Here is a 23,009-nt window from a genome sequence, read left to right as displayed (position 1 = left end):
TCCGTCCACTCAGGATGCGCTGAATCAGATCCAGCCAAGGCGGCGTGCCGTGGCGACCGCTTCATGTCGATTCGCAGCACCGAGTTTTCCGGCTGCGGACGAGAGGTAGTTGCGGACGGTTCCGGGGGAGAGGGATGCGCGCTGGGCGATCTCCTCGACTGGTGCGCCGCCGGCGGCCAGCTCCAGGACGTCGGCCTCCCGAGGGGTGAGCGGGCTGTCGCCGGTGGCGATCGCGTCGGCGGCGAGCTCTGGGTCGACGTAGCGTCCGCCAGTGTGGACGGAGCGGATCACGGTCGCCAGCACCGTGCCGGAGGTCGTCTTCGGCAGGAAGCCGCGGACGCCGACCTCCAGCGCGCGCTTCAGGTAGCCCGGGCGGCCGTGGCTGGTGAGGATGATCGTCCGGCACTTCGGGAGGTCACGGTGGAGCGCGGTGGCCACGGCGATCCCGTCCAGGACCGGCATCTGCAGATCGAGCACGGCCACGTCCGGCTCGTGCAGCATCGCCATCGCAACCGCCTCGGGCCCGGTCGCCGCCTGTGCCACCACCGCGAGATCCTCGTCCAAGTCGAGCAACGTGGCCAGCGCCGTGCGCACGAGGTGCTCGTCGTCGGCGAGCAGTACCTGAATCGTCATCGTGCGCCTCCCAGCGGAACCTCGGCGACCAGACTGAAACTCTCCGGCGGCAGGCTGCGGACGCGGAGCGATCCACCCCGGGCGGCGAGCCGTTCACGCAGTCCCGCCAACCCGTTGCCGCCGTGGTCGTCGGTGTCCTCGGACGCTTCCCGCACTCCGTCGTTCGTGACGGTGAGCACCGCCCGCCGGGCGTCCGCCCGCAGCACGATGTCGCACCGGGTCGCCTCGCTGTGCCGCAGCACGTTCGTCGCGGCTTCGCGCACCACCCAGGCCAGCGCCTCCTGGGCCGCGCGGTCCAGTGGGACCCCTTCGGTGGTCGGTCGGCAGTCGACCCCGGCTGCCCGCAGTAGCGACGCCGAACCCTCCAGCTCGGTCGCGAGATCTGCGCGGCGATAGCCGGACACCACGTCGCGAACCTCGCGCAAGGCGTCGTGCGCGAGCTGCCGTACCTCACCGGCTTGGTCGACCGCGCTGGGCAGTCCCCGGCGAGCCAGCTCGGCCACCAGTTCGCTCTTCACCGCGATAGCCGAGAGCTGGCTACCCAGGACGTCGTGCAGGTCGCGGGAGAACCGCAGCCGCTCCTCGGCCACCGCCAGCGCCGCTCGGGTCTGCCGCGCCTCGGCGAGATCTCCGATCACCCGGAGGATCCAGACCGAGAGCTTGTACGTGACGCCGGCGGACACCGTGACGACCGCGGTCATCGTGGCGACCTTCCCGATCTCCTCGCTCGGCACGCCCCGTCCGATGGCCAGCAGGCCGATCAACCCGCCCGTGAGGAGGGCGAGCAGGCCCAGCGTGACGCTGCGGAGCACCGGGCTGGCCGCGGCGATCAGGTACACGACCAGCGCAGCGACGGTGGGCACCGCCGGATCGACGTCCGGTCGGCCGGTCGGTCCCGGTTCGGCGTGCGGCAGCAGGCTGGGGACGAACAGCGCGAGCAAGCCGAGCGCGACGGTGAGTGCGGTGAGCGCCCCGAGGAGCCGCCGCGGCGGACCCGAATCCCGGAGCGACGCGGTGATCGTGGTGTGCAGCGTGAACAGACACAGCGCTGTGTGGAGCAGCACCAGGGTGATCCCGACGCCGACCGCCCAACCGCTTCCCGAGCCGGGGGTGGTTTCCAGGTAGAGCAGCACGCCGAACAGCTCGCTCGCCTGTAAGAAGTAGAGCGTCCCCCGGGTGTAGTAGTCCACGCGGGCGACGTTGTCGCGGCCTGCCCATGCGAGGTGCCACCAGTGCTTGGGCATCGTCCACACGGTGGAAGTCTCCCATCCGGCATCCGCCGTCCCGAGGCGCACGGGATGCGTCCGATGACCCGGTCCGGGACGCGCCCGACCGAGGTCGGCCGGGCGCGTCGGGATCGGGTCGCTCATGCCCTGGCCTGCCAACGGAACCAGCGCCGGGCCGCGAGGATGCCGACTGCCGCCCACGCGAGTCCGACCGCCAGCGGCAGCGCCATCGCCTGCAGGACCCCGGTGTCGGCCTCGTCCGGGAGCGAGCCCATCCAGCCGACCTGGGTCAACTCGACCACCGGCGTCATCGGCATCACTCGCAGCAGCATCTCGGGGACGAAGTCCGGCTGTCCGGCGACGCCCGACGCGATGAAGCACACCGCGATCAGCGGCAGGGACGTCACCTGGGCGGCCTCCACGTTGCGGGTGATCAGCGTCGTCAGCAGCGCCAGCCCGACGAACGTCAGGCAGCCGAGCCCCACCGCGGTGAGCAGGACCAGGGGCTGCTTCGGTAGCGGCAGGTCGAGCACCGCGAGGCCGGCCAGAACCAGGATCGCCACCTGTCCGAGCGCGATCACGACCGCCGGGATCGCGGTGCCGGTGAGGATCTCCCCATCCCGACATTCGCCCGCCCGGAGCCGCACCAGCACCCTCTCCTCGCGACGGGCGACGTAGGCGCAGAGCAGGTTGAAGTAGACGACGAGCAGCAGCGTGGTCGCCACGAACGAGCCGACCAACATCGCTTGCCCGTCTCGGTCCGTCGAGCCGTCCTGTCCCGCCGCGAGCATCGCGATCAAGCCCGCCGGGAACAGCACTGCGTTGAACAGCATCACCTTGTTGCGCCGCAGCAGGATCATCTCTGCCCGCGCGAGCGCCCTCATCCGCCGGATCATCGCACCGTCACCTCGTCCCGAAGCTGGTCCTGCTCGTTGTCCCGCTGGGCGTCCGCCGCCCGTTCGGCGCTCAGCGCCAGGAAGGCCGTCTCCAACGTGGCCGGCGTCGCCGCCAGTTCGGCCAGCTCCACCTGCGACGCGCTGGCCCAGGCCAGTAGTGCGGTGAGGCTGCCCTGCAACGAGCGGGTCCGGATCGTGACGCGGTCGCCCTCCACCCGAACGGTCTCGTTGCCCACCAATGCGGGCGGTCGTAGGCCGCGGTACCGGATCTCCGCCGGGTGGGCAGCCACCACGTCAGCGAGGGTGCCGGCCGCGACCACCGAGCCTTGATGGAGGATCACCAGGCGGTCGGCGAGACGCTCGGCCTCCTCCAGGTAGTGGGTCGTGAGCAGCATCGACACGCCTTCGGCGAGCAGCGTCGAGAGCAGCGCCCAGGTGGCGCGTCGGCTCTCCGGGTCCAGCCCGGTGGTCGGCTCGTCGAGGAACAGCACCCGGGGGCGCCCGAGGATCGCCAGCGCGAGGTCGAGCCGTCGCTGTTCGCCGCCGGAGAGCTGCTTGACCGGCGTCGCCGCACGGTCGGCCAGCTTGACCATCTCGAGCGCCTCGTCCACTGGCCGGGGCGTGGCGCAGGTACCGGCCCAGAGCCGGAGCGACTCGACCACGGTGAGGTCTCCGGGCATGCCGCTGGACTGCAACATGATCCCGACGTGCGGGCGGACGGTCGTGCGGTCCCGGATCGGGTCCTTGCCCAGTACCCGGACGCTGCCACCGCTCGGCTCCGCGAGTCCTTCGATCACCTCCATCGTCGACGTCTTGCCTGCGCCGTTCGTCCCCAGGAGTGCGACCAGTTCACCGGGTCGAACGGTGAACGAGACGCCGCGGACCGCCTCGAACCCGCCGCGGTAGCGGCGGCGCAGGTCCGAGACCTCGACAGCTGCGCTTTCGGGTGATGTCGTCATGGCTCCAGCCTCGGGCCGGTGCTCTCGGGTTTGCAGTGCGCGATGTCAGCACTCGCGGGGGCGCTCACACGGGTCGGCGATGACATGTGTCATGGGGTGCGGGGAGAGTTGGCGGAGGTGCCGCCGGTTCGGCGTCGGCGCATGACAGACTTGCGCCTGGTCGCTGCGCGCGGCCGAGGAGGGCTCGCCTAGTGGCCGATGGCGGCAGTCTTGAAAACTGCTATGGGGCGGAAGCCTCATCGTGGGTTCGAATCCCACGCCCTCCGCGCTAGCTGGGAAGACGCTGGTTCCGGCGCCACCCCCGCCGCGTCCAACCTGAGGTTGACGGCAACGCTGACGGCAACGAATACGCTCTGGCCGAGCCGGGCGGTTTTCCCGTGGTCTCCGGACCATTGCAGCCGCCCGGCTCCGAGCAGCAGCTCCCAGGACGACGGCGATACGTCCGGCGCTGCGCAGCCGTCGGGCGCCGCGTGCTCGCACGGCCACGCCGGCGGCGTCACCAGGTGCAGCGCGGACGTGCACTTGCGCTGGCCGAGCGCATGAGGAGGCTCTGGCATGTGCAGCACATGCACTCGATAGGCCGCCGCCTGCGGATCACTGGTCGGACGTGAGCAGCGCCCGGGTACGGGCCGGTGCGGTGGCGGGCAGTGAGGCGACGACGTCGGCGAGGCTGACGCCGCCGAGGCTGTGCCGCCAGGCCTGATGTGCGTCGGCCATCTTCGCGGCGAGGATGCAGGTGTTCCGGCAGTCTTCGGGAGGCAGCGCGCCCCGGCCCTGCTGACGGATCTCGCGGCACACGTAGGGCTCCGACGGGCCGTCCACCGCTTCCACGATGTCGAGCAGCGTGATGTCGGCGGCCGGACGGGCCAGCCGGAAGCCACCACGCGGCCCGGGGGTCGCGGAGAGGATGCCGGCCCGGACGAGCGCCTGCAGGTGCTTTGCGAGTGAGGCTGCCGGGAGGTCGTAGTACGCGACGAGCTGCGCTGCGGAGGCGGTCGCTCCGGGCTCGAGCTGCGCCAACGTCGTCGCGCAGTGCAGGACCCACTCGGTGCTCACCGGAAGCTTCACGGGTGTCAGTGTATCGCGGATATTGCGGACCTGTTTTATCCGAGATAACGTCGGCGCGGAACCAGAGAGGACGAGAGAGGTAGGCCGCCATGCGGATCGCAGTCGCCGGTGCCACCGGCAACATCGGAACCCTCACCGTCGCCGGGCTCGTACGTCAGGGGCACGACGTGGTGCGGATCAGTCGTTCGAGCGGCGTCGACCTGTTGAGCGGCGACGGCCTGGGCGACGTGCTGGTCGGCGTCGACGCAGTCATCGACGTCACGAACGGTCCGGCGACCGACCGGGACGAGGCCGTCGCGTACTTCGGCACCACCACCCGGAACTTGCTCGCCGCGGAGCAGCGCGCCGGTGTCCGGCACCACGTGCTGCTCTCGATCGCGGGACTCGATCGGGTCGAGGGCAACCCGCACTACGCCGGCAAGCGGGAACAGGAACGACTGGTGAGCGCCGGGCCGGTGCCGTGGACGATCGTGCCGGCGACGCAGTTCCACGACTTCGCGGCGATGGTGGCGAGCTGGACCGAGAGCGACGGGGTGGCGGCGCTCCCGCCGCTGCTCGTGCAGCCGGTCGCGCCCGAGGACGTCGCCGACGTGCTGGTCGAGATCGCGCTGGGTGCGCCGCAGGGGCGGTACCCGGACCTCGCCGGACCCGAGCCGCAGGATCTCGTGGACATGGCGCGGCGGACGAACGAGGCGCGTGGCCGCTCGGTGCGGCTGGTGCCGAGTTGGTCGGCAGGCTTCGGCGTCGAGATGGCCGGCAACGTGATGCTGCCCGGCGACCAGGCGCGGATCGCGCCGACGACGTTCGACGAATGGCTCGTCGGACAGCGCGGAGCCTGACGAATCCCGGTCAATACGAGATCTCCATACCGGACTCGGAGCGCCTGTTGTATCTTCTTTCCAGCGTCGCGTGTCGGTAACGGTCTGCGTTAGGCATGGAGGCGCCGAAAATAAAGGACGCTCGGACGATGGAGACCGCTCCGACCGCGCGGTGAACCGCGAACGTGCACGAGCCTGGGGTCGTGAACTCCAGCATGTGCACCACACCCTCCGGCAGCGAATGGACCTACTCCGCGGGAAGATCGATGCGGATGCACCGCGCGATGAATTCGCGCTCGAACTCGGGCTGTTCTGCATCGGGTTCTGCGTTGCTTTGAACGGCCATCATCGCGCGGAGGACGGTGAGCTGTTCCCGCGCATTCTGGCCGAACATCCCGACCTCGTGCCGGTCGTCGAACACCTGCGCCAGGATCACGAGCTGCTGTCGATGCTCCTCGCTGACCTGGAGAGCGTCGCGAGAACCGCGACGGCCGACGAGCTGACCCGGCACCTCGACGGGGTCGAGGCGATCATGGATTCGCACTTCGGCTACGAAGAGCGTCAACTCGTGGCCGTCCTCGATGCGATGACCACTCAGGACGTCGACGTCGGCCGGATGTTCGGCGTCGATTGACGGCGAATATCAGTTGCTCACCGAGTCCGGACGAGGCACTCTCATTCACGCACCTCCCGGTGCGAAGACCACGGCTACTTCTCCTGGTAAGAGGTCCACATCGGGCCTGCGAGTTCAATTCTCGCAATGCCGCGGTCAACTGTGATCTCGGGAGGCGCGAACTACACAGCGGTGCCCGTCCGGTGCGCAGTGCAGGGTTACTTCCACTGATAATGGGATGGTTATCGGTTCGAATCCGGTCTGCACCTTCGGGTGTTGTAGCTCAATTCGGTAGAGCATCTTCGTACCTTGTGCGATTTGATCTCGGTCGGGCTCCGCTGTGTGGTTCGCCTCCCTCCGCCCCCGAATCGGAGGTCGACCCATGTCCAAGTTCAACCGCGGTGCCGTGCGGCCGGCCACCGGTTCGCCGATCACCAGCGCGGCGACCGCGTCCGGGCTCACCCACGAGGGTGGCCCCGGCTACGCGCGGGACCTCAAGTCCGAGCTCTTCCTGCTGGCCGTCGCGAACATGGTCGGTGAGGACACCTTCTACGAGACCGGAGCGAAGCGCGACGACCGGTACGAGCGGCTCGTTCGCGCCGCGACCACCGCCGACCCGGACTGGACCGCCCGGTTCCTCGGTTGGCTCCGTGGCCCGGCTGCGATGCGCTCGGCGTCGCTCGTGGGCGCGGCGGCCTTCGCGGCCGAGCGGATCCAGCGGCGGGAGGCGGGGATGACCCGCCAGGTCGTCGCGTCGGTGCTCCAGCGTGCCGACGAGCCGGGCGAGCTGCTGGCCTACTGGACCTCCCGGTACGGCCGGTCGATCCCGAAGCCGGTGAAGCGCGGCATCGCCGATGCTGCTTCCCGTCTGTACGACGAGCGGTCGCTGCTCAAGTACGACGCGGACAGCCGCGGCTTCCGGTTCGGCGACGTCCTGGAGCTGACCCACCCGTCGCCCCGCGCACTGAACTCTTTTCAGCCTCCGGCATCGACGCAGGTTCCGCGACCGCGGCGGGAGCCGGTCGAAAAGAATTCAGCGTGGCAGGCTGCGCTGTTCCGGCACGCGATCGATCGTCGTCACGACCGGCCGAACCCGCTCCCGGAGGAGCTGACCGTGCTGCGGGCACGGGCGGCGCTGACTGCACTGCCGCTGGACGAGCGGCGCGCGGCGCTCGACCCGGAGCGGCTGCGTGCGGCCGGCATGACGTGGGAGTCGGTCGCCGGCTGGCTGCAGGGTCCGCTGGACGCCGCGGCCTGGACGTCGCTGATTCCGACGATGGGATACATGGCGCTGCTGCGTAACCTGCGGAACTTCGACGAGGCCGGGGTGCCGGACGACGTCGCCGCCACGGTGGCGGCACGGCTGGCGGATCCGGCGCAGGTCGCGAAGTCCCGGCAGCTGCCGATGCGATTCCTCTCCGCGTACCGGGCCGCGCCGTCGCTGCGGTGGGGCCACGCCCTGGAGAGCGCGCTGGCGTCCAGCCTCGCGAACGTGCCGGCGCTGTCCGGCCGGACGTTGGTCCTAGTCGACCGGTCCGGGTCGATGTTCGGCCCGCTGTCGGCCCGGTCCGAGCTGACCCGTGCGGACGCGGCGGCGCTGTTCGGAACCGCGCTCGCGGTCCGGGCGGAGCAGGCGACGCTGGTGGAGTTCGGCACCAACTCGCGGGAGCTGCGGCTGCCGCGCGGCACGTCGGTACTCCGGATGCTCGAGCGGTTCGGCGGGTTGGGCGGCACGAACACGGCGGACGCCGTGCGGAAGCACTACCGGATGCACGATCGGGTCGTGATCGTGACCGACGAGCAGGTGTGGGGCGGGTATCGCGGTGCGGATCCGACCAGCGCGGTGCCGGCGGACGTGCCGGTCTACACCTGGAACCTCGCCGGTTACCGGTACGGACACGGCCCGTCCGGCGCGGACAACCGGCACACGTTCGGTGGCCTCTCCGACGCGGCGTTCCGGATGATCCCGCTCCTCGAGGCCGGACGGAACGCCACCTGGCCGTTCTGAGCCCCGCCGCAGCGCTGGTTGACGCCGAATCGGCCTCCACGCAGATCGTGGAGGCCGATTCGGCGTAACTTCGCGCGGTACGCCTGGCCGCGAGCGCGCGGCGTAGCTCGACCCGGATGGGATAGGAGTAGAGGAACCCACCGGGAGAGGACGTGTCGATGCGGTTCCAGAAGTTCGGCCATGCCTGCGTACTCGTCGAGGACGCGGACGCGCGCGTCCTCATCGACCCGGGTGTTTTCTCCCCGGAGTGGGAGAAGCTGCGTGACCTGACCGCCGTTCTCGTCACCCACCAGCACCCCGACCACCTCGACCTCGATCGGCTACCCGCCCTGCTCGACGCCAACCCGGACGTCGTCGTCCACACCGATCAGGGCAGCGCCGCCGTGCTGGCCGAGAAGGGCATCCGAGCGGAAGGGATCGCCGCCGGCGCGGAGGTCACCAACCGGGGCCTGAGCATCGAGGCGATCGGGGCCGACCACGCGGTGATCCACCCGGATCTTCCGGGCATCCCCAACGTCGGTTACCTGCTCGGCGGTCGTTTCTTCCACCCAGGTGACGCGCTCACCGTGCCGGACCGGCCGGTCGAGATCCTGGGGGCGCCCACCGCGGCGCCCTGGCTGAAGCTCTGGGAGGCGGTGGACTATCTGCGCGCGGTCGCACCCCGGATCGCGATCCCGATCCACGAGAAGGCCGCCGCCTTCCCGGCGATGTACTACCAGAACATGACGAAGCTGGCCCCGCAGAGCACCGCCGTCGAGATCATCGACGACGGCGAGCCGCGGGAGTACTGATGGGCCAGCCGCCACGGAGGGCCCAGGCGCTGCGGGTCGCGTTGCTGGGTTACGGCACCGCCGGCGCCCACTTCCACGCGCCGTTGATCGCGGCCGTCGACGGTCTGACGTTGACCGCGGTCGTCACGTCCAACCCGACCCGCCGCGACCAGGTGCACCGAGACTTTCCGGACGCCCACGTGCTCGCCGAACCGGGCGACGTCTGGGCCGATCGGCAGTCGTACGACATGGTGGTCGTCGCGACCCCGAACGGCACCCACGTGCCGCTCGCCAAGGCGGCGATCGAAGCCCGGCTCCCGGTGGTGGTCGACAAGCCGCTCGCGAGCAGTGCCTCCGAGGCGAAAGGGCTGCTCAGGCAGGCGGAGGCGGCCCGGGTACCGCTCACGGTCTTCCAGAACCGCCGCTGGGACGGTGACTTCCGGACGATGCGCCGGCTGCTGACGTCAGGGGCGGTCGGACACCCGCTGCGGCTGGAGAGCCGGTTCGACCGGTGGCGCCCGACGGTGGCCGCCGGTGCCTGGAAGGAGAGCGCGGCCGACGCCGGCGGCATCCTGCTCGACCTCGGCACTCACCTCGTCGACCAGGCGCTGGTACTGCTCGGACCGGTGCGCTCGGTCTACGCGGAGATCGACACCCGGCGCTCCGGCGCAGCGGTGGAGGACGACGTCTTCCTCGCGCTGCACCACGCGTCCGGGGCGCGCAGCCATCTGTGGGCCTCCGCGCTGGCGGGTCAGCTCGCACCCCGCTTCCGCCTGCTCGGCGACGCCGGGGCGTACGTCACCTGGGGGATGGACCCGCAGGAAGCGGCGCTGCGAGCCGGTCGGAAGCCGGGCTCACCGAACTTCGGCGAACGCCCTGCGGCGGAGTGGGGCAAGGTCGGCGCAGGCGACGCTGTGCGCCCCTACCGGACGTTGACCGGCGAGTGGACGCGGTTCTACGAGGGCGTGGTCACCGCGCTCACGACCGGTGCGCCGATGCCGGTCGATCCGCGGGATGCGATCCGTGCGTTGGCGGTTCTGGACGCCGCTCGCCGCAGCGCATCCACCCGCACGGTTGTAGACGTCTGAGTTATCCACACAATCCACAGGCTGTGGATAAGTTCATCCCCAGCTGTGGACAACCCCTGTGCACAGCTGTGGATGACGGACCGGTGACGGCCGGGCGTCGGCTGGCCGCAGCGGGGACACCCGCCGTTCGAACTCAGTCTTCGCTGTGGACATCACTATTCTCACCGGTCCCACCGGACGCGGCGAATGCCACAGAAGGCACAACTCCATGCACAGCGCGGGGTGTTCTGCGGTACGCATGTATCCCCGCACCGCACACCCGGGAGCCGTGATGACCAGCCCGTTGCCACCATTCGAGCCGTCCGATCCGATCGGCATCGACGACCTGCTGACCGAGGACGAGAAGGCGATCAGGGACGCGGTCCGGACGCGCTGCGAGGCGGTGATCGCTCCGAACATCGCCGAGTGGTTCGAGACCGGGCGCCTGCCGGTCCGCGAACTGGCCAAGGAGTTCGGCGAGCTCGGCGTGCTCGGCATGCACCTGACCGGCTACGGCTGCGCCGGCATGAGCGCGGTCGAGTACGGGCTCGCCTGCCTGGAGCTCGAAGCCGCCGACTCGGGGCTGCGCTCGTTGGTGTCGGTGCAGGGCTCGCTGGCGATGTACGCCATCTGGAAGCACGGCAGCGAGGAGCAGAAGGAGCGTTGGCTCCCGTCGATGGCTGCCGGCGAGTCCATCGGCTGCTTCGGCCTGACCGAGCCCGACCACGGCTCCGACCCGGCCGGCATGCGCACCCGGGCGCGGAAAGACGGCAGCGACTGGGTGCTCGACGGCCGCAAGATGTGGATCACCAACGGCTCGGTGGCCGACGTCGCGGTGGTCTGGGCGCAGACCGAGGACGGCGTCCGGGGGTTCGTCGTGCCGACCGACGCTCCCGGCTTCGACGCGCCGGAGATCACCCGCAAGCTGTCGCTCCGCGCGTCGGTCACCAGCGAGCTGGTGCTCGACGGCGTCCGCCTGCCCGAGGACGCCGTGCTGCCCGGGGTGCGTGGGCTGAAAGGGCCGCTGTCCTGCCTGAACGAGGCGCGCTACGGCATAGTCTGGGGCGCGATGGGCGCCGGCCGGTCGGCGTTCGAGGCGGCGCTCGCGTACGCCGGTGAACGGGAGCAGTTCGGCAAGCCGATCGCGGCGTTCCAGCTGACCCAGCAGAAGCTCGCCGACATGGCCGTCGAGCTGGCCAAGGGCCAGTTGCTCGCGCTGCACCTCGGCCGCCGGAAGGACGCCGGTAGCCTCCGGCCGGAGCAGGTCAGCGTCGGCAAGCTCAACAACGTCCGCGAGGCGCTGGAGATCTGCCGGACCGCACGGACGATCCTCGGCGCGAACGGCATCTCGCTGGAGTACCCGGTGATCCGGCACTCGGCGAACCTCGAGTCGGTGCTGACGTACGAGGGCACCGTGGAGATGCACACGCTCGTGCTCGGTCAGGCACTCACCGGGCACGCAGCGTTCCGCGGCTGATCTCACTCCGAACCCGATCCCGAGCGACAACGACTCAAACACCCTTGATGTGCGCCGATGTCAGGATTGTGCTGACCTGGCTAGGCCGCAGCTTCTGGCAGAAGCTCCCACGGGGTCGTCCGCCAGGCGACCCCACCTGGGCGTCCCGTCACCGGACGATCCTCCTGGTGCTGGTCGGCCACGTCATCGTGCTGCCGATCTACGGGCTGGCCCAGGGGATCAGCCCGGGACGGTGCCTGCTGTCGGTGGCGCCGCTGGCCCTTCAAGCGGCCATCGCTTCCTCGGATCACCTCGGCCAGCGGGTGCGGGCGGGGGCCGCGACGCTCGGCGTCATGGCGTCCTCCGCGGTGGTGGTCTCGTTCGCGAACGGGATGACCGAGGCCCACTTCCACTTCTTCGTGATGCTGTTCGTCATCACGCTCTACCAGGACTGGCTGACGTTCCTGCTGGCCATCGCGTTCGTGGCGTTCGAACACGCGATCGTCGGCGTGTTCGCGCCCAGCGACGTCTACGGGCACTCGGCTGCCGCGCACGACCCGGTGAAGTACGCGCTGATCCACGCCGCGTACGTCACCGGTGCGGCCATCGCTGCCGTCGCCAACTGGCGGCTGACCGACCGGGCCGAGTCCGCCACGCGCCAGCTGACCGAACAGTTGGAGTACGAGGTCAGCCACGATCCGCTGACCGGAGCGCTGAATCGGCGCGAGTTCGAGACCCGGATCACCGACGCGCTCACCCGCGTGGAGGAGACCGGCGCAACCGTCGTCTGCGTCCTCGACCTGGACCGGTTCAAGATCGTGAACGACACCTGCGGGCACCCGGCGGGCGACCGCTTGCTGGTCGAGGTCTGCTGGATGCTCAGCGAGGTGCTGGATCCCGACGACACGCTGGCCCGGCTCGGCGGCGACGAGTTCGGCCTGCTCATCGAGCGTCCGACCGTCGAGGAGGCGGTGGCGATGGCCGAGGCGGCCTGCGCGACGCTCGCCGACTACCGGTTCCGGGCCGAGGAGCGGACGTTCGCGGCCGGCGCGAGCATCGGAGTGCTGCCGCTGTTCGGCCAGGTGCAGTACGTCGAGGAGGCCCTGCAACTCGCCGACGCCGCGCTCTACGCGGCGAAGGAAGCCGGTCGCGGCCGGGTGCACGTCCACCACCAGGGCGACGCCGAACTCAACCGCAGGCAGAGCGACTCGATCTGGGCCGGCGCGCTGCTGGACGCGCTGCACGAGGACCGGCTCGTGCTGGTCTACCAGCCGATCGTGCCCACCGCACCGGCCCCGGACGAGATCGCCCGGATCGGTGAGATCCTGGTCCGGCTCAGCGAACCGGACGGAGCGCTGATCTCGCCGGGGATCTTCTTCCCCGCCGCCGAGCGGTACGACCTGCTGCCGGCGCTCGACCGTCGGGTCGTCGCGAAGGCCCTGGCGCTGCTGGCCGCGCACTACCGCCCCGACGAGCCCACGAACGGCGATCTCTACACGATCAACCTCGCGGGGCCGTCGATCGGGGACGAGACGTTCTTGGCGTTCGTCCACGCCCAGCTTGCCGAGCACCAGGTGCCGCCCAGCCTGATCTGTTTCGAGATCACCGAGACCGTCGCGATCACGAACCTGGGGATCGCGCGCCGGTTCATCACCGAGCTGCGCAGCACCGGCTGCCGGTTCGCGCTGGACGACTTCGGCAGCGGCCTCTCGTCCTTCGCCTATCTGAAGAACCTGCCGGTCGACTTCCTGAAGATCGACGGGCGCTTCGTCCGTACGATCTCGCACGATCCCGTCGACCGAACGATGGTCGCGGCGGTCAATCAGATCGGCCACGAGATGGGCCTTCGGACCGTGGCCGAGTTCGTCGAGGACGAGGAGACGCTCGCCATCCTCCGGGAGATCGGCGTCGACTACGGGCAGGGTTACGGCCTGGGTCGTCCCGGTCCGCTGACCAGTTGGCTCGCCGACCGGCGTCCGCCGTCCGGTGACGGCGCGGCCCGCTCCACCGGCACCCCGGCCGCGGTCGCCTAAAGGCGGCTCCACCGGTCGGCTCGGACACCCGGCGGCAAACCGGTCGACCGAGTACGCGCAGGCCGATCGGTCGGCTGCAGCCGTCTGAACCGGACAACGGACCTCAACCGAGGCTTCGGCCGCCACGGCGGCGGTCTGGCCACCAAGCGAAGGTGGAATACTTCCTAGACGACACGGACGGTGCAGACGCACTGTCTCTTGCGGAGTTCGCTGGGCGTCGCCTCTCGTACCGCACGTGACACGGCAAACGGGCGCTGGACGAAAGGGGAGTTCCGGGCATGGCCAGCCGACCAGACGGCGAGCAGGCAGGCGAGTACCGGATCAACGACCTGGCCCGCGAGTCAGGCATCCCGGTGCGCAACATCCGGCTCTACCAAGAGCGCCGCATCCTTCCGCCGCCGGTGCGGCGTGGACGCGTCGGGTGGTACAGCGAGGCGCACCTGGCCCGGCTCCGCCTGATCGCCCGGCTCCTCGACCGCGGTTACTCGCTCGCCCACATCGGTGAGCTGATCTCGGCCTGGGAGCGCGGCCGTGACCTGGCGGACGTGCTCGGCTTGGAAGCGGCGCTCACCAGCCCGTGGAGCGAAGAGCCGCAGACCGTGATCTCCGCCGGCGAGTTGCAGCGGCTCTTCGGCAGGCAGGAGGAGCGCGGCACGCTCGACCGGGCGATCGCGTCCGGGATGTTGAGCCCCGACGGCACGCGCTTCCGCGTCGCCAGTCCGCAGTTGCTCGACATCGCCGTGCAGCTGGTCCAAGCGGGTTATCCGCTCTCGGTCGTCCTCAAGGTCGCCGAGGACAGCATGCACGACATCGAGCGGGTGGCCGAACGGTACGTCTCGCTGGTCAAGGGCACGATCACGCCGAGCCTGTCGCCGGGTGAGGTCGGGGAAGAGTCCGTCGGCGGCGGGGACGAGCAGACCGAGATCGACGATCCGGCCGCGGCCGCCGCGCTCGTGCAGCGGCTGCGCCCGCTGGCGCGCAAGAGCGTGGACGCGATGCTGGCGATGGCGATGGAGAGCGCGGTCAACCAGGTGCTCGGCGACGCGGTGAGCGCGCTCGCCAAGGAGGGCCGCACGCAGTCTCCCGACGGCGACCGCTGAACCTCGACCAAGCGTCCGAGGCCCGGCAGCGTAGCTGCCGGGACGTGGACGGTGAGGGCGTCGGCGGCGGTCCGTCAGGTCGGCGGCGCGTTGCGGCCCGGTAGGGCGGAGATCTGGTCCGCGTAGGCATCGACTTCCCGCTTGTTGGGGACGACGCCCAAGCGGCGCAGCCGGGTGTGCAGTTCCCGGGCGATGTCGTCCGGCGACTCACCGGCTTTCTGGCGCGCCACCTGGCTGACGATGTACTGGACTCGCTGCGCGACCTGCCAGCCGAGGCGCGTGGCGCTGTCGGTGGAGTCGTAGCCGTGCAGACCGTGGATCGTGAAGTTGGAGCTCATGCCCCGCTGATCGGGCCCGAGCCCGTCACGTCGAGCGCTAACCGGCGCGCGCCCCGAGACCGCACCGGCAGCCGGGGAACGACGCAACCGAGCGGCGGAGACAACCGATCAGCACCCCACCGGCTCCGTCGCCCCGTGATCCGAGAGGACGGAGCGGGAACGACGGAGCCGGCGATCTTGGGAAGAGGACGCGATCCTGCCGACCGGGTAGCGACAGGATCGCGCCACCACGAGCGTCGCTCACCGGGAGACGCTCCGGTCATACCTCCGCGCATACCCCGCACTCGGCAGTGACGCGCTGCGGTCTCCCGCGGTGCGCTAACCGGCTCAGTACTGGAGCGGGGTGTCGGCGTGGGTGACGCCGAACGCGCGGTTCAGCTTGGGGTCCCGGGTCTGCTCGTGCAGCCAGAGCGCGAGGCTGGCCAACTCGTCGGGGTCGGCGTCCGTGGCCTCGACCTCCACCTCGTGAGCTGCGGTAACGATACGGACTCTCGTCACGTCGGTGTCCTCCCCGTCGACCCTCCGGCTGAACGTACCGGCCTCGCGGGGCCGGCACCGCACAGACAGCAGGCGTCGACGAACACCCGGACCATCTCCCGGTCGTCGTCCGGGCGCCAGACGACCGCCAGCTCACTGGGCGGCAGACCGGTCACCGGCCGGCACACCACGTCGTCCCGCTGGTAGATCGTGGCGTTCCCGGCCGAGAGCAGGACGACGCCGACCCCGGATGCGACCGCCTCCAGCGATTCGTCCGGTGTCTCCGCGACCGCCGCGATCCGCGCGGGCGACGCGCGGTGCTCGCTGGCCAGCCAGTAGTCGCGGAGCGCACCGGCGGTCGTCGGCAGCGCGACGAACGGCTCGTCGACGAGTTCGTCGAATCCGATCGTCGTCCGGTCGGCGAGCGGATGCCCGGTCGGCAGCGCCACCCAGCGTTCCTCGGTGGTCACGACCTTCGACGCGTAGCCCGCCGGCGCCGGTAGCCAGGCGATCGCGACGTCGACCTCGCCGCTACCGAGCCCGGTGGTCGGATCCGCCCAGGAGATCTGCCGGAACCGGAGCTGCCGGCCGGGCAGCAACCGCTCCATCGCGACGGTGACGGCAGGGAGCAGGCCACGGCTGATCCGGGTCTGGAACCCCACGGTGAGGACCGCGTCGTTCGCGCCGGCGACGGCACGCCGAGCGTCGTCCCACTGCTGGAGGATGCGGCGGGCGTGCGGCAGCAGTGCCGCGCCCGCCGCGGTCAGTGCGACCGACCGCCGGGTGCGCTCGAAGAGCGCGGTCTGCAGGGTGCGCTCCAGCTGACGGATCTGTTTGCTCAACGCCGGCTGGGAGATGAACAGCCGCTCGGTGGCGGCGCGGGTGAAGCTCAGCTCCTCGGCCACCGCGACGAAGTATCTCAGGTCTTGGACGCGGACATCCATAACCAGAGGCTATAAGAACCGGTCTTGGACGCGGAGCGGAGCGCCACCACAGGATGAAACCATGGAACTCGGGGTTGCCGGTCTGAACGCGAAGGCGACGATAGGTCCGGCGGTGACCGTCCGGCTGGCCCGGCGCGCCGAGGAACTCGGATACACCTCGTGGTGGGCGGGGGAGCACGTCGTGCTGCCCAGTCCGCGGACGGCGATGACACCGATGGATCCGGCCGATCCGGTGCTGGACCCGCTGGTGCACCTGTCCTACGTCGCCGCGGTGACCGAACGGATGGAGCTCGGCACCGCGATCGTGATCCTTCCCCAGCGCAACCCGCTGGTGCTGGCGAAGCAGGTCGCGAGCCTGGACGTGTTGTCCGGAGGACGCCTGCTGCTCGGAGTGGGCGCCGGGTACCTGGAGCCGGAGCTGGCGGCGCTCGGCGTCCCGATGTCCGAGCGTGGGTCGCGAACCGACGACTACCTGGACGCGATGCGGGCGCTGTGGACGCAGGAGCAGCCCGCCCACCAGGGCCGTCACGTGTCGTTCGCGAACATCGACGCTCATCCGCGGCCGACGCAGCCGGACGGCCCTCGGATCGTGGTCGGCGGACACAGCCCGGGTGCGTTCCGGCGAGCGGTGACCCGCGCACACGGGTGGCTCGGGGTCGGCGACAGCCCGGACGACCTGGCGCGGCACCTCGTCGGTCTGGAGAATGCGGCGGCGGAGGTCGAGCGGCCGGCCCGGCTGGGTCGGCTGGAGATCAGCTTTCAGCCGCTCCAGCCGGTGAGCAGGGACGACGCGCGCCGCTACGCCGAGCTGGGCGTCGACCGGCTGGTCGTGTACCCGCTGCCGATCGAGGACGCCGACGACGTCGAAGCATTCCTCGAACGGCACGCCGGGCTCGTGTGAGCGCGGCCGGCGTCGCGTCGGCGGCCCGACGCGACGCCGTACCTGGCTCAGGGGGTGGCGAGTGCCTCGGTGGGCGAGAGCCGGGACGCTCGTACGGCCGGGTAGAGACCGGCGAGACCGCCGATCACCAGGGTCGCCGCAGCACCGCCGAGCACCGCCCAGGCCGGAATCACCGGGGTCCAGTCTTGGAACAGCGCGTACCCGGTCGTCCCGATCGCTCCCAGCGCTGCGCCGCCGACGCCGCCGAGCGCCGCGAGCAGCAGGGACTCGGTCAGGAACTGGGTCCGGATGTGTCCCCTGGTCGCTCCGAGTGAGCGCCGCAGGCCGATCTCGCCGCGGCGTTCCAGGACGGAGATGACCATGGTGTTCGCGACACCGATCCCGCCGACCAGCAGCGCCACCGCCCCCAGACCGAGCAGCAGCCGGGTGAAGGCTTCGCCGGCCGCCTGCTTCGCGGTCAGGGCGTCGGACGGGCGCGACACCTCGACCTCGTTCGGCGCTGCCGGGTTGGCCGTCGCGCCCAGGACCTCGCTGACCACCTGCACCTGGCTGTCCTGCGAGCGGGTGTAGATCGTGGTCGGGTGACCGTCGAACCCGAGTTCTGCTTCGGCGACCTGCCAGCCGACGAGCGCCGCGGTGTCGAGCTCGGGAGCGAGCGCCGCGGGCTCGAGGATCCCGACCACCGTGAACCACTCCCCGCCGAGCAGCACCCGGGTGTCCGTCCCGGCCCGCCCGATCCCGAGCCGCTCGGCCGCCGCCGCGCCCAGCACGGTCGCGGGATAACCGCTGGTCGCCCGGTTCAGCCAGGTGCCGCTGCGTACCCGGGCGGCCAGGGCGTCGAGCAGATCGAGGCGGGCCGCGTACACGCCGATGCCGTTCGTCTGCACCTCGGGGATCTTGTCGGTGCGGTACACGTTGGTATCGCCGACCCGGCCGACCGCGGACACGCTGTCCACCGGCCGGATCCGGCCGACCATCGCCTCCGCGGTGTCCGGCAGCTGGGCTTGCTCGCCGACGAGCGTGGTGCCTGCCGAAGCGGTGAGCAGGTTGGTGCCGAGCGTGTCGAGCGTCCGGTCGAGCTCGGCCCGCGACGACGACGAGATACCGACGACAGCGACCATCGACGCGATACCGATCGCGATGCCCAGCGCGGACAGGAACGCCCTGAGCGGCCGGGTGCGCAAGCCGATCAGACCGACCCTGACCACGTCGCCCGGGCGTAACCGCGCCGGCTGCGGGCGCCGCGTCACTGCCGTGCCTCCGTGCCCGAGTCGGCGACGATCTGCCCGTCCCGCATGCGCACCTGGCGCGGCAGGCTGTCGGCGATCTCCCGGTCGTGGGTGATGACCACCACGGTGGTGCCGCTCGCGCAGAGTTCGCGCAGCAACCGCATCACCCCGTCACCGGACGCGGAATCCAGGGCTCCGGTCGGTTCGTCGGCCAGCAGCAGTGGCGGATCCCCGGCCACGGCGCGCGCGATCGCCACCCGTTGCCGCTCACCGCCGGACAGTTCGTGCGGACGATGACTCAGCCGGTGCGCCAGACCGACTCGCTCGAGTGCGGCCAGCGCCCGGCGGCGTCGCTCCCGGGGTGACAACCCGGCGTAGAGCTGCCCATCGGCGACGTTGTCCAGCGCGGTGACGCCCGCGGCGAGGTGGAACTGCTGGAACACGAACCCGATCCGGTGCGCTCGGAGGGCGGACAGTTCGGCGTCCCGGAGCCGGGCCACGTCGTGACCGTCGATCTGCACGTCTCCCGAGGTCGGACGGTCGAGCGTGCCGAGCACGTTGAGCATCGTGGATTTGCCGGACCCGGACGGGCCGACGATGCCGACGAGCTCACCCTGCTGGACCCGCAGCGACACGTCGCGCAGCGCGATCACGTCACCGGCGTAGACCTTCGACACGTCGGTCAGCGCGATCATTTCGGCACCCCGACGACGGTGCCCTCACGGATGCCGCTGCCCGAGATCTCCACCTGTCCGCCGGAGAACAGGCCGGTCCGCACCGGGACGTAGCGCGTCGTCCCACCGTCGACGACCTCGACACCGAACCCGCCCTCGGCGAGGGCCACGAGCGCGCCGACCGGCACCGTGAGCACGTTCGCCCGCTCGGACGCGGTGAACGTGACGTCGACCGAAGCGAGCACGTAGTCCTTCGCCGCCTGCTGGTCGGTCAGCGCGACGACGACCTCGACCGTGGTCGTCGGGTCCTCCCCCTGCTGGCTGCCCGGTTCGATCACGGTCGTCGAGGACGCGACGCGGCCGTCGATCGTCTGCCCGTCGGGTAGCGCGACGGTGACCGCGGCACCCTTCTTCGCCAGGCGCTGGTCGGCGGTGTCCAGCTCGACCGTCACCTCCTTCGCCGTCCCGGTGTAGGTCAGCACCGGGCGGCCCGGTCCGGTCGGGTCGCCGACCGACGCCTGCAGGCCGTCCACCCGCACGGCCGCCGGAGCGAACAGGACGCGCCCGAGCTCTACCGTGCCGGTCTCGTCCAGCCCCAGGTCGTCCTGCCACTCGGTCACCGCCTCCGCGGTGGACGACGTGTAGGTGTCGTCGACCGTGAACCCGGAGTAGCCCAGTGCCCGCAGATTCCGCTCGAGCTGTGCGACGTCCGGTCCTTCGGCGCCGACCGTGAGGCTCCGGTATGCCGGAACGCTGCCGTACATCAGGACGACCGGCTCGTTGTCGATCATGTAGACCGCCTTCCCGCGGCTGATCTGTGCCCCGCTGTCCGGGAGTCGGGTGAGCGTTCCGGCCAGGCGGCTGGTCGCGGTCCGGGCCGTTCCGTAGCCGAGCTGCCCGTCCACGGTCTGGGCGTCCCGAAGCGTCCGCCGGGCCACCTGCGCCGTGTTCGGAGGTAGATCGCTCGCCGCCGACTCGGCAGCTGAACTGCTGGTCTCCCGGACGATCAACACGGCCACCGCCGCGCAGGCCACGCCGACGGCGACCAACAGCGCGGTGACGCCCCGCCGTCGGCGCCGCCGTGGTGGGCGGCTGTCGGTAGCGGGCTCCGCGACCTCCGTGACCGTCATCCCTGGCCACCGGTGAGGACGGGCTCGCAGGCCTGCTGCGCGGCGGGGAAGTCGGGATCATTGGCGATGTCCGGGTTGATCCGAATACCCATCTGACCCGGCTCGGGATCGGCGAACTTCTCCACGCCGTGCTCCCGCATGCACTGCGCGAACTCCCGGTTCTTGGCGTCCATTTCCGGGCTTCCGGTGGAGTTGGCCTGCGGGTTGTACTCGCGGCAGGCCTCCATCGCCGCGTCGACCTTCTCCTTGGGGGTGTCCTTGCCGAACCGGAGTCGGATGCCCTTGCCCGGCTCGGGGTCGGCAACGTTGATGCCGTTCTCCCGCAGGCACTGCGCGAACTTGACGCCCATCTCGTCCGGGGAGAGGGTGGCCGATGCGCTGGTGTCGGCGGTCGCGCCGTTGGTCGCGGACGCCACTTGGTCGTCGGCGTCGGCCGATCCGCATCCGGCCAGAACGAGCGCCAGCAGAAACGGCACGAGGGCCAGTGGCCGAGTTCGCCGCATGTCGTCGTCTCCTTCGATCGGGCCGGCCGCTCTGATTCCGGCCGGTCGGTGATGGATCCAACGCGGCGTCCCGTTTCCTCCGTGTACTGTGCGTTTCCCCAGGTGAGGCGCGTTCGTGCTGCCGCAACGCGGAGGAAACACGCTGATCGGCGACGATGGTGGCGGTGCTGGACGAGGCTGTCGGAGAGTGGGCCCGGATGCGCGTACTGGTGGTCGAGGACGAGCCCAAACTCGCGGACACCATCGCGGAGTGGCTCCGCGAAGAAGCCCATGCGGTCGACGTCGCCAACGACGGCGACGCGGCGTTGGAGCGGGTGGCCGTGCACGACTACGACGTCGTCGTGCTCGACCGGAACCTCCCCGTGGTCCACGGTGACGAGGTCTGCCGCCAGATCGTCGAATCCGGCTCGTCGGCGCGGGTGCTGATGCTCACCGCCGCCGCCGACGTCACCGATCGGGTCGCCGGGCTGACCCTGGGCGCGGACGACTACCTGGTCAAGCCGTTCGCGTTCGCGGAACTCGCGGCGCGCGTGCAGTCGCTGGGCAGACGGAGCCGCCCGGCCGCACCGCCGGTCCTGAGCCGCGCCGGCGTCACGTTGGACCAGGCACTGCACAAAGTGTTCCGGGACGGCAGTTACGTTCCGCTGGCGAAGAAGGAGTTCGGCGTCCTCGCCGAGTTGCTGCGGGCGAACGGTGCGCCGGTCTCGGCGGAGTTCCTGCTGGAGAAGGTCTGGGACGAGCACGCCGACCCGTTCAGCCCCGCGGTTCGGCTGACGATCCTCAAGTTGCGTCGCAAGCTCGGTGATCCGCCGATCATCGAGACCGTGACCGCGGTCGGATATCGGATCCCGTGACCGGCTCGGCTCGACGGCGGGTCACCCTGCGGGCACGGCTGACGCTCCTCTACGGCGGGCTGTTCCTCGTTGCCGGCCTGGTGCTCCTGGCTACCACCTACGCGTTGTTCAACCAGCAGTTGGCGAGTTGGCGGACGCAGGTGCTGATCACCGGCCCCGGCCCGAGTCCGGTGGTCTCGACGTCGGCCGCCGCGCCCTCGACAGCGGCGACACCGTCCGCGCCTCCGGACGCTGATACGAGGGTGGCCAGGGAGGACGTTCTCCGCTCGGTGGAGGAGGAACGGCGACGGCTCCGCGAGGCGGCGACGACCTCGATGCTCACCCAGGGCGCTATCGCGCTCGGCTTGGTGGGCATGGTCGCCGGAGCGTTGGGCTGGCTCATCGCGGGCCGGGTACTGGCGCCGCTCCACCAGGTCACCGACACCGCGCGGCGGATCGCGTCGGCGCCCGCGGCGGGCAGCGGACTGCACGAGCGAATACCGCTACGTGGCCCGGACGACGAGGTGCGGGAGCTCGCCGGCACGTTCAACACGATGCTCGAACGCCTGGACCGATCGTTCGACGGGCAGCGGCGGTTCGTCGCGAACGCCAGCCATGAACTGCGCACGCCGCTGACGGTGGGGCGCGCGCTGGTCGAGCTGGCGATGAAACGCAAGACCGCGTCCGCCGACACCCGGCGTCTCGGCGAGGACCTGCTCCAGATCAACGCCAGGCACGAGCGGTTGATCACCGGGCTGCTGCTGCTGGCCACGTCGGAGAACGAGCTCACTGAACGTCGCCGGGTCGACCTGGCCGACGTCGCCGCGCACGTGGTGGCGCAGGCCGGGGTGGACGCCGGAACCGCTGGTGTCACGCTGCAGGACGAACTGGACGAGGCGGTCACGGTCGGGGACGCCCAGTTGCTGGAGCGCGTCGTGCACAACCTCGTCGAGAACGGCATCCGCTACAACACCGACGGTGGCTGGGTGCGGCTCGTCACCCGCACGCGCGCGGACGACGCCGTGGAAGTCGAGGTCGCCAACACGGGGCCGGCAGTGCCGCCGCACGAGTTGCCCGCGTTGTTCGAGGCGTTCCACCGCCTGCCCGAGCAGCGAGGCGTCACCGCCAACGGCGCAGGGCTCGGTCTGTCGATCGTTCGCGCGATAGCGACCACCCACGGCGGCCGTGTCACCGCGGTCGCCCGGGACGGCGGAGGGCTCGTCGTCACGGTCGTCCTGCGGGCGGCTCCGGACGACGACGAGGGCGGGGCGGAGCCGGAGTAGGACCGGCCGGGGGAGGCGAGGCGCACGTCGGTCACCACCGCTGCAGGAGC

At 70.7% G+C, this 23,009-nt stretch carries 23 protein-coding genes and 2 tRNA genes; 13 read left to right on the top strand and 12 right to left on the bottom strand.

What is annotated here, in order from left to right; translation table 11 throughout:
* Positions 1-24: 24 nt before the first annotated feature.
* The 4 genes from ABEB28_RS14595 to ABEB28_RS14580 form a co-directional block, all read right to left on the bottom strand.
* Complete coding sequence (locus ABEB28_RS14595; protein ID WP_345728586.1) at positions 25-633, bottom strand: response regulator; 609 nt, start codon at positions 631-633, stop codon at positions 25-27.
* A complete protein-coding gene (locus ABEB28_RS14590) occupies positions 630-1,877 on the bottom strand; it encodes a sensor histidine kinase (RefSeq protein WP_345728585.1) in 1,248 nt (415 codons plus the stop codon). The genes ABEB28_RS14595 and ABEB28_RS14590 overlap by 4 nt, the downstream gene beginning before the upstream one ends.
* Positions 1,878-1,999: 122 nt before the next feature.
* Complete coding sequence (locus tag ABEB28_RS14585; protein WP_345728584.1) at positions 2,000-2,743, bottom strand: ABC transporter permease; 744 nt, start codon at positions 2,741-2,743, stop codon at positions 2,000-2,002.
* Positions 2,744-2,751: 8 nt separating this feature from the next.
* A complete protein-coding gene (locus ABEB28_RS14580) occupies positions 2,752-3,714 on the bottom strand; it encodes an ABC transporter ATP-binding protein (protein WP_345728583.1) in 963 nt (320 codons plus the stop codon).
* 177 nt (positions 3,715-3,891) lie between these two features.
* On the opposite strand from ABEB28_RS14580, the gene ABEB28_RS14575 reads away from it, so the two are divergent.
* Positions 3,892-3,980 (top strand) — tRNA-Ser (locus tag ABEB28_RS14575).
* A 328-nt stretch (positions 3,981-4,308) separates the two neighbouring features.
* On the opposite strand, the gene ABEB28_RS14570 is transcribed toward ABEB28_RS14575, so the two are convergent.
* Entirely contained in the window at positions 4,309-4,782 is a 474-nt protein-coding gene (locus ABEB28_RS14570; RefSeq protein ID WP_345728582.1) for an RrF2 family transcriptional regulator, read from the bottom strand.
* Positions 4,783-4,871: 89 nt separating this feature from the next.
* Between ABEB28_RS14570 and ABEB28_RS14565 the strand changes: the two genes are divergently transcribed.
* The 9 genes from ABEB28_RS14565 to ABEB28_RS14525 all read left to right on the top strand — a co-directional run bounded on the left by ABEB28_RS14565 (position 4,872) and on the right by ABEB28_RS14525 (position 14,647).
* Complete coding sequence (locus tag ABEB28_RS14565; RefSeq protein ID WP_345728581.1) at positions 4,872-5,621, top strand: SDR family oxidoreductase; 750 nt, start codon at positions 4,872-4,874, stop codon at positions 5,619-5,621.
* A gap of 70 nt (positions 5,622-5,691) precedes the next feature.
* On the top strand, positions 5,692-6,234 hold the full coding sequence (locus tag ABEB28_RS14560; protein ID WP_345728580.1) for a hemerythrin domain-containing protein: 543 nt from the start codon (positions 5,692-5,694) through the stop codon (positions 6,232-6,234).
* Between the two features lie 181 nt (positions 6,235-6,415).
* Positions 6,416-6,482: transfer RNA gene (locus ABEB28_RS14555), tRNA-OTHER, on the top strand.
* Positions 6,483-6,595: 113 nt separating this feature from the next.
* The gene (locus ABEB28_RS14550; protein ID WP_345728579.1) at positions 6,596-8,221 is read left to right on the top strand and encodes a TROVE domain-containing protein; all 1,626 of its coding nucleotides are present in this window, start codon (positions 6,596-6,598) and stop codon (positions 8,219-8,221) included.
* Positions 8,222-8,379: 158 nt separating this feature from the next.
* Entirely contained in the window at positions 8,380-9,012 is a 633-nt protein-coding gene (locus ABEB28_RS14545; protein WP_345728578.1) for an MBL fold metallo-hydrolase, read from the top strand.
* On the top strand, positions 9,012-10,079 hold the full coding sequence (locus tag ABEB28_RS14540; protein WP_345728577.1) for a Gfo/Idh/MocA family protein: 1,068 nt from the start codon (positions 9,012-9,014) through the stop codon (positions 10,077-10,079). The genes ABEB28_RS14545 and ABEB28_RS14540 overlap by 1 nt, the downstream gene beginning before the upstream one ends.
* A gap of 271 nt (positions 10,080-10,350) precedes the next feature.
* Positions 10,351-11,535 carry an acyl-CoA dehydrogenase family protein gene (locus tag ABEB28_RS14535; protein WP_345728576.1) on the top strand — a complete coding sequence of 395 codons (1,185 nt, stop codon included), beginning with the start codon at positions 10,351-10,353 and terminating at the stop codon, positions 11,533-11,535.
* Between the two features lie 68 nt (positions 11,536-11,603).
* Complete coding sequence (locus tag ABEB28_RS14530; RefSeq protein ID WP_345728575.1) at positions 11,604-13,547, top strand: putative bifunctional diguanylate cyclase/phosphodiesterase; 1,944 nt, start codon at positions 11,604-11,606, stop codon at positions 13,545-13,547.
* Positions 13,548-13,825: 278 nt separating this feature from the next.
* Positions 13,826-14,647 carry a MerR family transcriptional regulator gene (locus ABEB28_RS14525; protein WP_345728574.1) on the top strand — a complete coding sequence of 274 codons (822 nt, stop codon included), beginning with the start codon at positions 13,826-13,828 and terminating at the stop codon, positions 14,645-14,647.
* A 74-nt stretch (positions 14,648-14,721) separates the two neighbouring features.
* On the opposite strand, the gene ABEB28_RS14520 is transcribed toward ABEB28_RS14525, so the two are convergent.
* The 3 genes from ABEB28_RS14520 to ABEB28_RS14510 form a co-directional block, all read right to left on the bottom strand.
* A complete protein-coding gene (locus tag ABEB28_RS14520) occupies positions 14,722-14,985 on the bottom strand; it encodes a hypothetical protein (protein ID WP_345728573.1) in 264 nt (87 codons plus the stop codon).
* Between the two features lie 327 nt (positions 14,986-15,312).
* On the bottom strand, positions 15,313-15,483 hold the full coding sequence (locus ABEB28_RS14515; RefSeq protein WP_345728572.1) for a hypothetical protein: 171 nt from the start codon (positions 15,481-15,483) through the stop codon (positions 15,313-15,315).
* Entirely contained in the window at positions 15,480-16,406 is a 927-nt protein-coding gene (locus ABEB28_RS14510; RefSeq protein ID WP_345728571.1) for a LysR family transcriptional regulator, read from the bottom strand. Before ABEB28_RS14510 ends, ABEB28_RS14515 begins: the two co-directional genes overlap by 4 nt.
* 61 nt (positions 16,407-16,467) lie before the next feature.
* Between ABEB28_RS14510 and ABEB28_RS14505 the strand changes: the two genes are divergently transcribed.
* On the top strand, positions 16,468-17,307 hold the full coding sequence (locus ABEB28_RS14505; RefSeq protein ID WP_345728570.1) for an LLM class F420-dependent oxidoreductase: 840 nt from the start codon (positions 16,468-16,470) through the stop codon (positions 17,305-17,307).
* A 47-nt stretch (positions 17,308-17,354) separates the two neighbouring features.
* On the opposite strand, the gene ABEB28_RS14500 is transcribed toward ABEB28_RS14505, so the two are convergent.
* From ABEB28_RS14500 to ABEB28_RS14485, 4 genes are read right to left on the bottom strand one after another with little or no spacing between them, the layout of a single operon-like run.
* Complete coding sequence (locus ABEB28_RS14500) at positions 17,355-18,557, bottom strand: ABC transporter permease (RefSeq protein ID WP_345728569.1); 1,203 nt, start codon at positions 18,555-18,557, stop codon at positions 17,355-17,357.
* Positions 18,554-19,231, bottom strand: a complete 678-nt coding sequence (locus ABEB28_RS14495) for an ABC transporter ATP-binding protein (RefSeq protein ID WP_345728568.1) — start codon at positions 19,229-19,231, stop codon at positions 18,554-18,556. The genes ABEB28_RS14500 and ABEB28_RS14495 overlap by 4 nt, the downstream gene beginning before the upstream one ends.
* Positions 19,228-20,340: a peptidoglycan-binding protein gene (locus ABEB28_RS14490; RefSeq protein WP_345728567.1), complete on the bottom strand. Its 1,113-nt coding sequence runs from the start codon at positions 20,338-20,340 to the stop codon at positions 19,228-19,230. Before ABEB28_RS14490 ends, ABEB28_RS14495 begins: the two co-directional genes overlap by 4 nt.
* Complete coding sequence (locus ABEB28_RS14485) at positions 20,337-20,843, bottom strand: hypothetical protein (RefSeq protein WP_345728566.1); 507 nt, start codon at positions 20,841-20,843, stop codon at positions 20,337-20,339. The genes ABEB28_RS14490 and ABEB28_RS14485 overlap by 4 nt, the downstream gene beginning before the upstream one ends.
* 197 nt (positions 20,844-21,040) lie before the next feature.
* On the opposite strand from ABEB28_RS14485, the gene ABEB28_RS14480 reads away from it, so the two are divergent.
* Entirely contained in the window at positions 21,041-21,697 is a 657-nt protein-coding gene (locus ABEB28_RS14480; RefSeq protein WP_345728654.1) for a response regulator transcription factor, read from the top strand.
* Entirely contained in the window at positions 21,694-22,959 is a 1,266-nt protein-coding gene (locus tag ABEB28_RS14475) for a sensor histidine kinase (RefSeq protein WP_345728565.1), read from the top strand. The genes ABEB28_RS14480 and ABEB28_RS14475 overlap by 4 nt, the downstream gene beginning before the upstream one ends.
* Positions 22,960-23,009 lie beyond the last annotated feature (50 nt).

Origin of the sequence: Cryptosporangium minutisporangium (genome assembly GCF_039536245.1) — a bacterium.
GTDB classification, from domain to species: Bacteria; Actinomycetota; Actinomycetes; order Mycobacteriales; family Cryptosporangiaceae; genus Cryptosporangium; species Cryptosporangium minutisporangium.
Note: the sequence above shows the minus strand (reverse complement) of the source record. Positions and strands in the feature narration are given on the sequence as shown.

What these genes read in the sequence shown, in the direction of transcription:
- ABEB28_RS14595 (WP_345728586.1), bottom strand. Translation starts at nt 633, where the DNA reads ATGACGATTCAGGTACTGCTCGCCGACGACGAGCACCTCGTGCGCACG.
- ABEB28_RS14590 (WP_345728585.1), bottom strand. Translation starts at nt 1,877, where the DNA reads ATGCCCAAGCACTGGTGGCACCTCGCATGGGCAGGCCGCGACAACGTC.
- ABEB28_RS14585 (WP_345728584.1), bottom strand. Translation starts at nt 2,743, where the DNA reads ATGAGGGCGCTCGCGCGGGCAGAGATGATCCTGCTGCGGCGCAACAAG.
- ABEB28_RS14580 (WP_345728583.1), bottom strand. Translation starts at nt 3,714, where the DNA reads ATGACGACATCACCCGAAAGCGCAGCTGTCGAGGTCTCGGACCTGCGC.
- ABEB28_RS14565 (WP_345728581.1), top strand. Translation starts at nt 4,872, where the DNA reads ATGCGGATCGCAGTCGCCGGTGCCACCGGCAACATCGGAACCCTCACC.
- ABEB28_RS14550 (WP_345728579.1), top strand. Translation starts at nt 6,596, where the DNA reads ATGTCCAAGTTCAACCGCGGTGCCGTGCGGCCGGCCACCGGTTCGCCG.
- ABEB28_RS14545 (WP_345728578.1), top strand. Translation starts at nt 8,380, where the DNA reads ATGCGGTTCCAGAAGTTCGGCCATGCCTGCGTACTCGTCGAGGACGCG.
- ABEB28_RS14540 (WP_345728577.1), top strand. Translation starts at nt 9,012, where the DNA reads ATGGGCCAGCCGCCACGGAGGGCCCAGGCGCTGCGGGTCGCGTTGCTG.
- ABEB28_RS14535 (WP_345728576.1), top strand. Translation starts at nt 10,351, where the DNA reads ATGACCAGCCCGTTGCCACCATTCGAGCCGTCCGATCCGATCGGCATC.
- ABEB28_RS14525 (WP_345728574.1), top strand. Translation starts at nt 13,826, where the DNA reads ATGGCCAGCCGACCAGACGGCGAGCAGGCAGGCGAGTACCGGATCAAC.
- ABEB28_RS14520 (WP_345728573.1), bottom strand. Translation starts at nt 14,985, where the DNA reads ATGAGCTCCAACTTCACGATCCACGGTCTGCACGGCTACGACTCCACC.
- ABEB28_RS14510 (WP_345728571.1), bottom strand. Translation starts at nt 16,406, where the DNA reads ATGGATGTCCGCGTCCAAGACCTGAGATACTTCGTCGCGGTGGCCGAG.
- ABEB28_RS14505 (WP_345728570.1), top strand. Translation starts at nt 16,468, where the DNA reads ATGGAACTCGGGGTTGCCGGTCTGAACGCGAAGGCGACGATAGGTCCG.
- ABEB28_RS14495 (WP_345728568.1), bottom strand. Translation starts at nt 19,231, where the DNA reads ATGATCGCGCTGACCGACGTGTCGAAGGTCTACGCCGGTGACGTGATC.
- ABEB28_RS14490 (WP_345728567.1), bottom strand. Translation starts at nt 20,340, where the DNA reads ATGACGGTCACGGAGGTCGCGGAGCCCGCTACCGACAGCCGCCCACCA.
- ABEB28_RS14485 (WP_345728566.1), bottom strand. Translation starts at nt 20,843, where the DNA reads ATGCGGCGAACTCGGCCACTGGCCCTCGTGCCGTTTCTGCTGGCGCTC.
- ABEB28_RS14480 (WP_345728654.1), top strand. Translation starts at nt 21,041, where the DNA reads ATGCGCGTACTGGTGGTCGAGGACGAGCCCAAACTCGCGGACACCATC.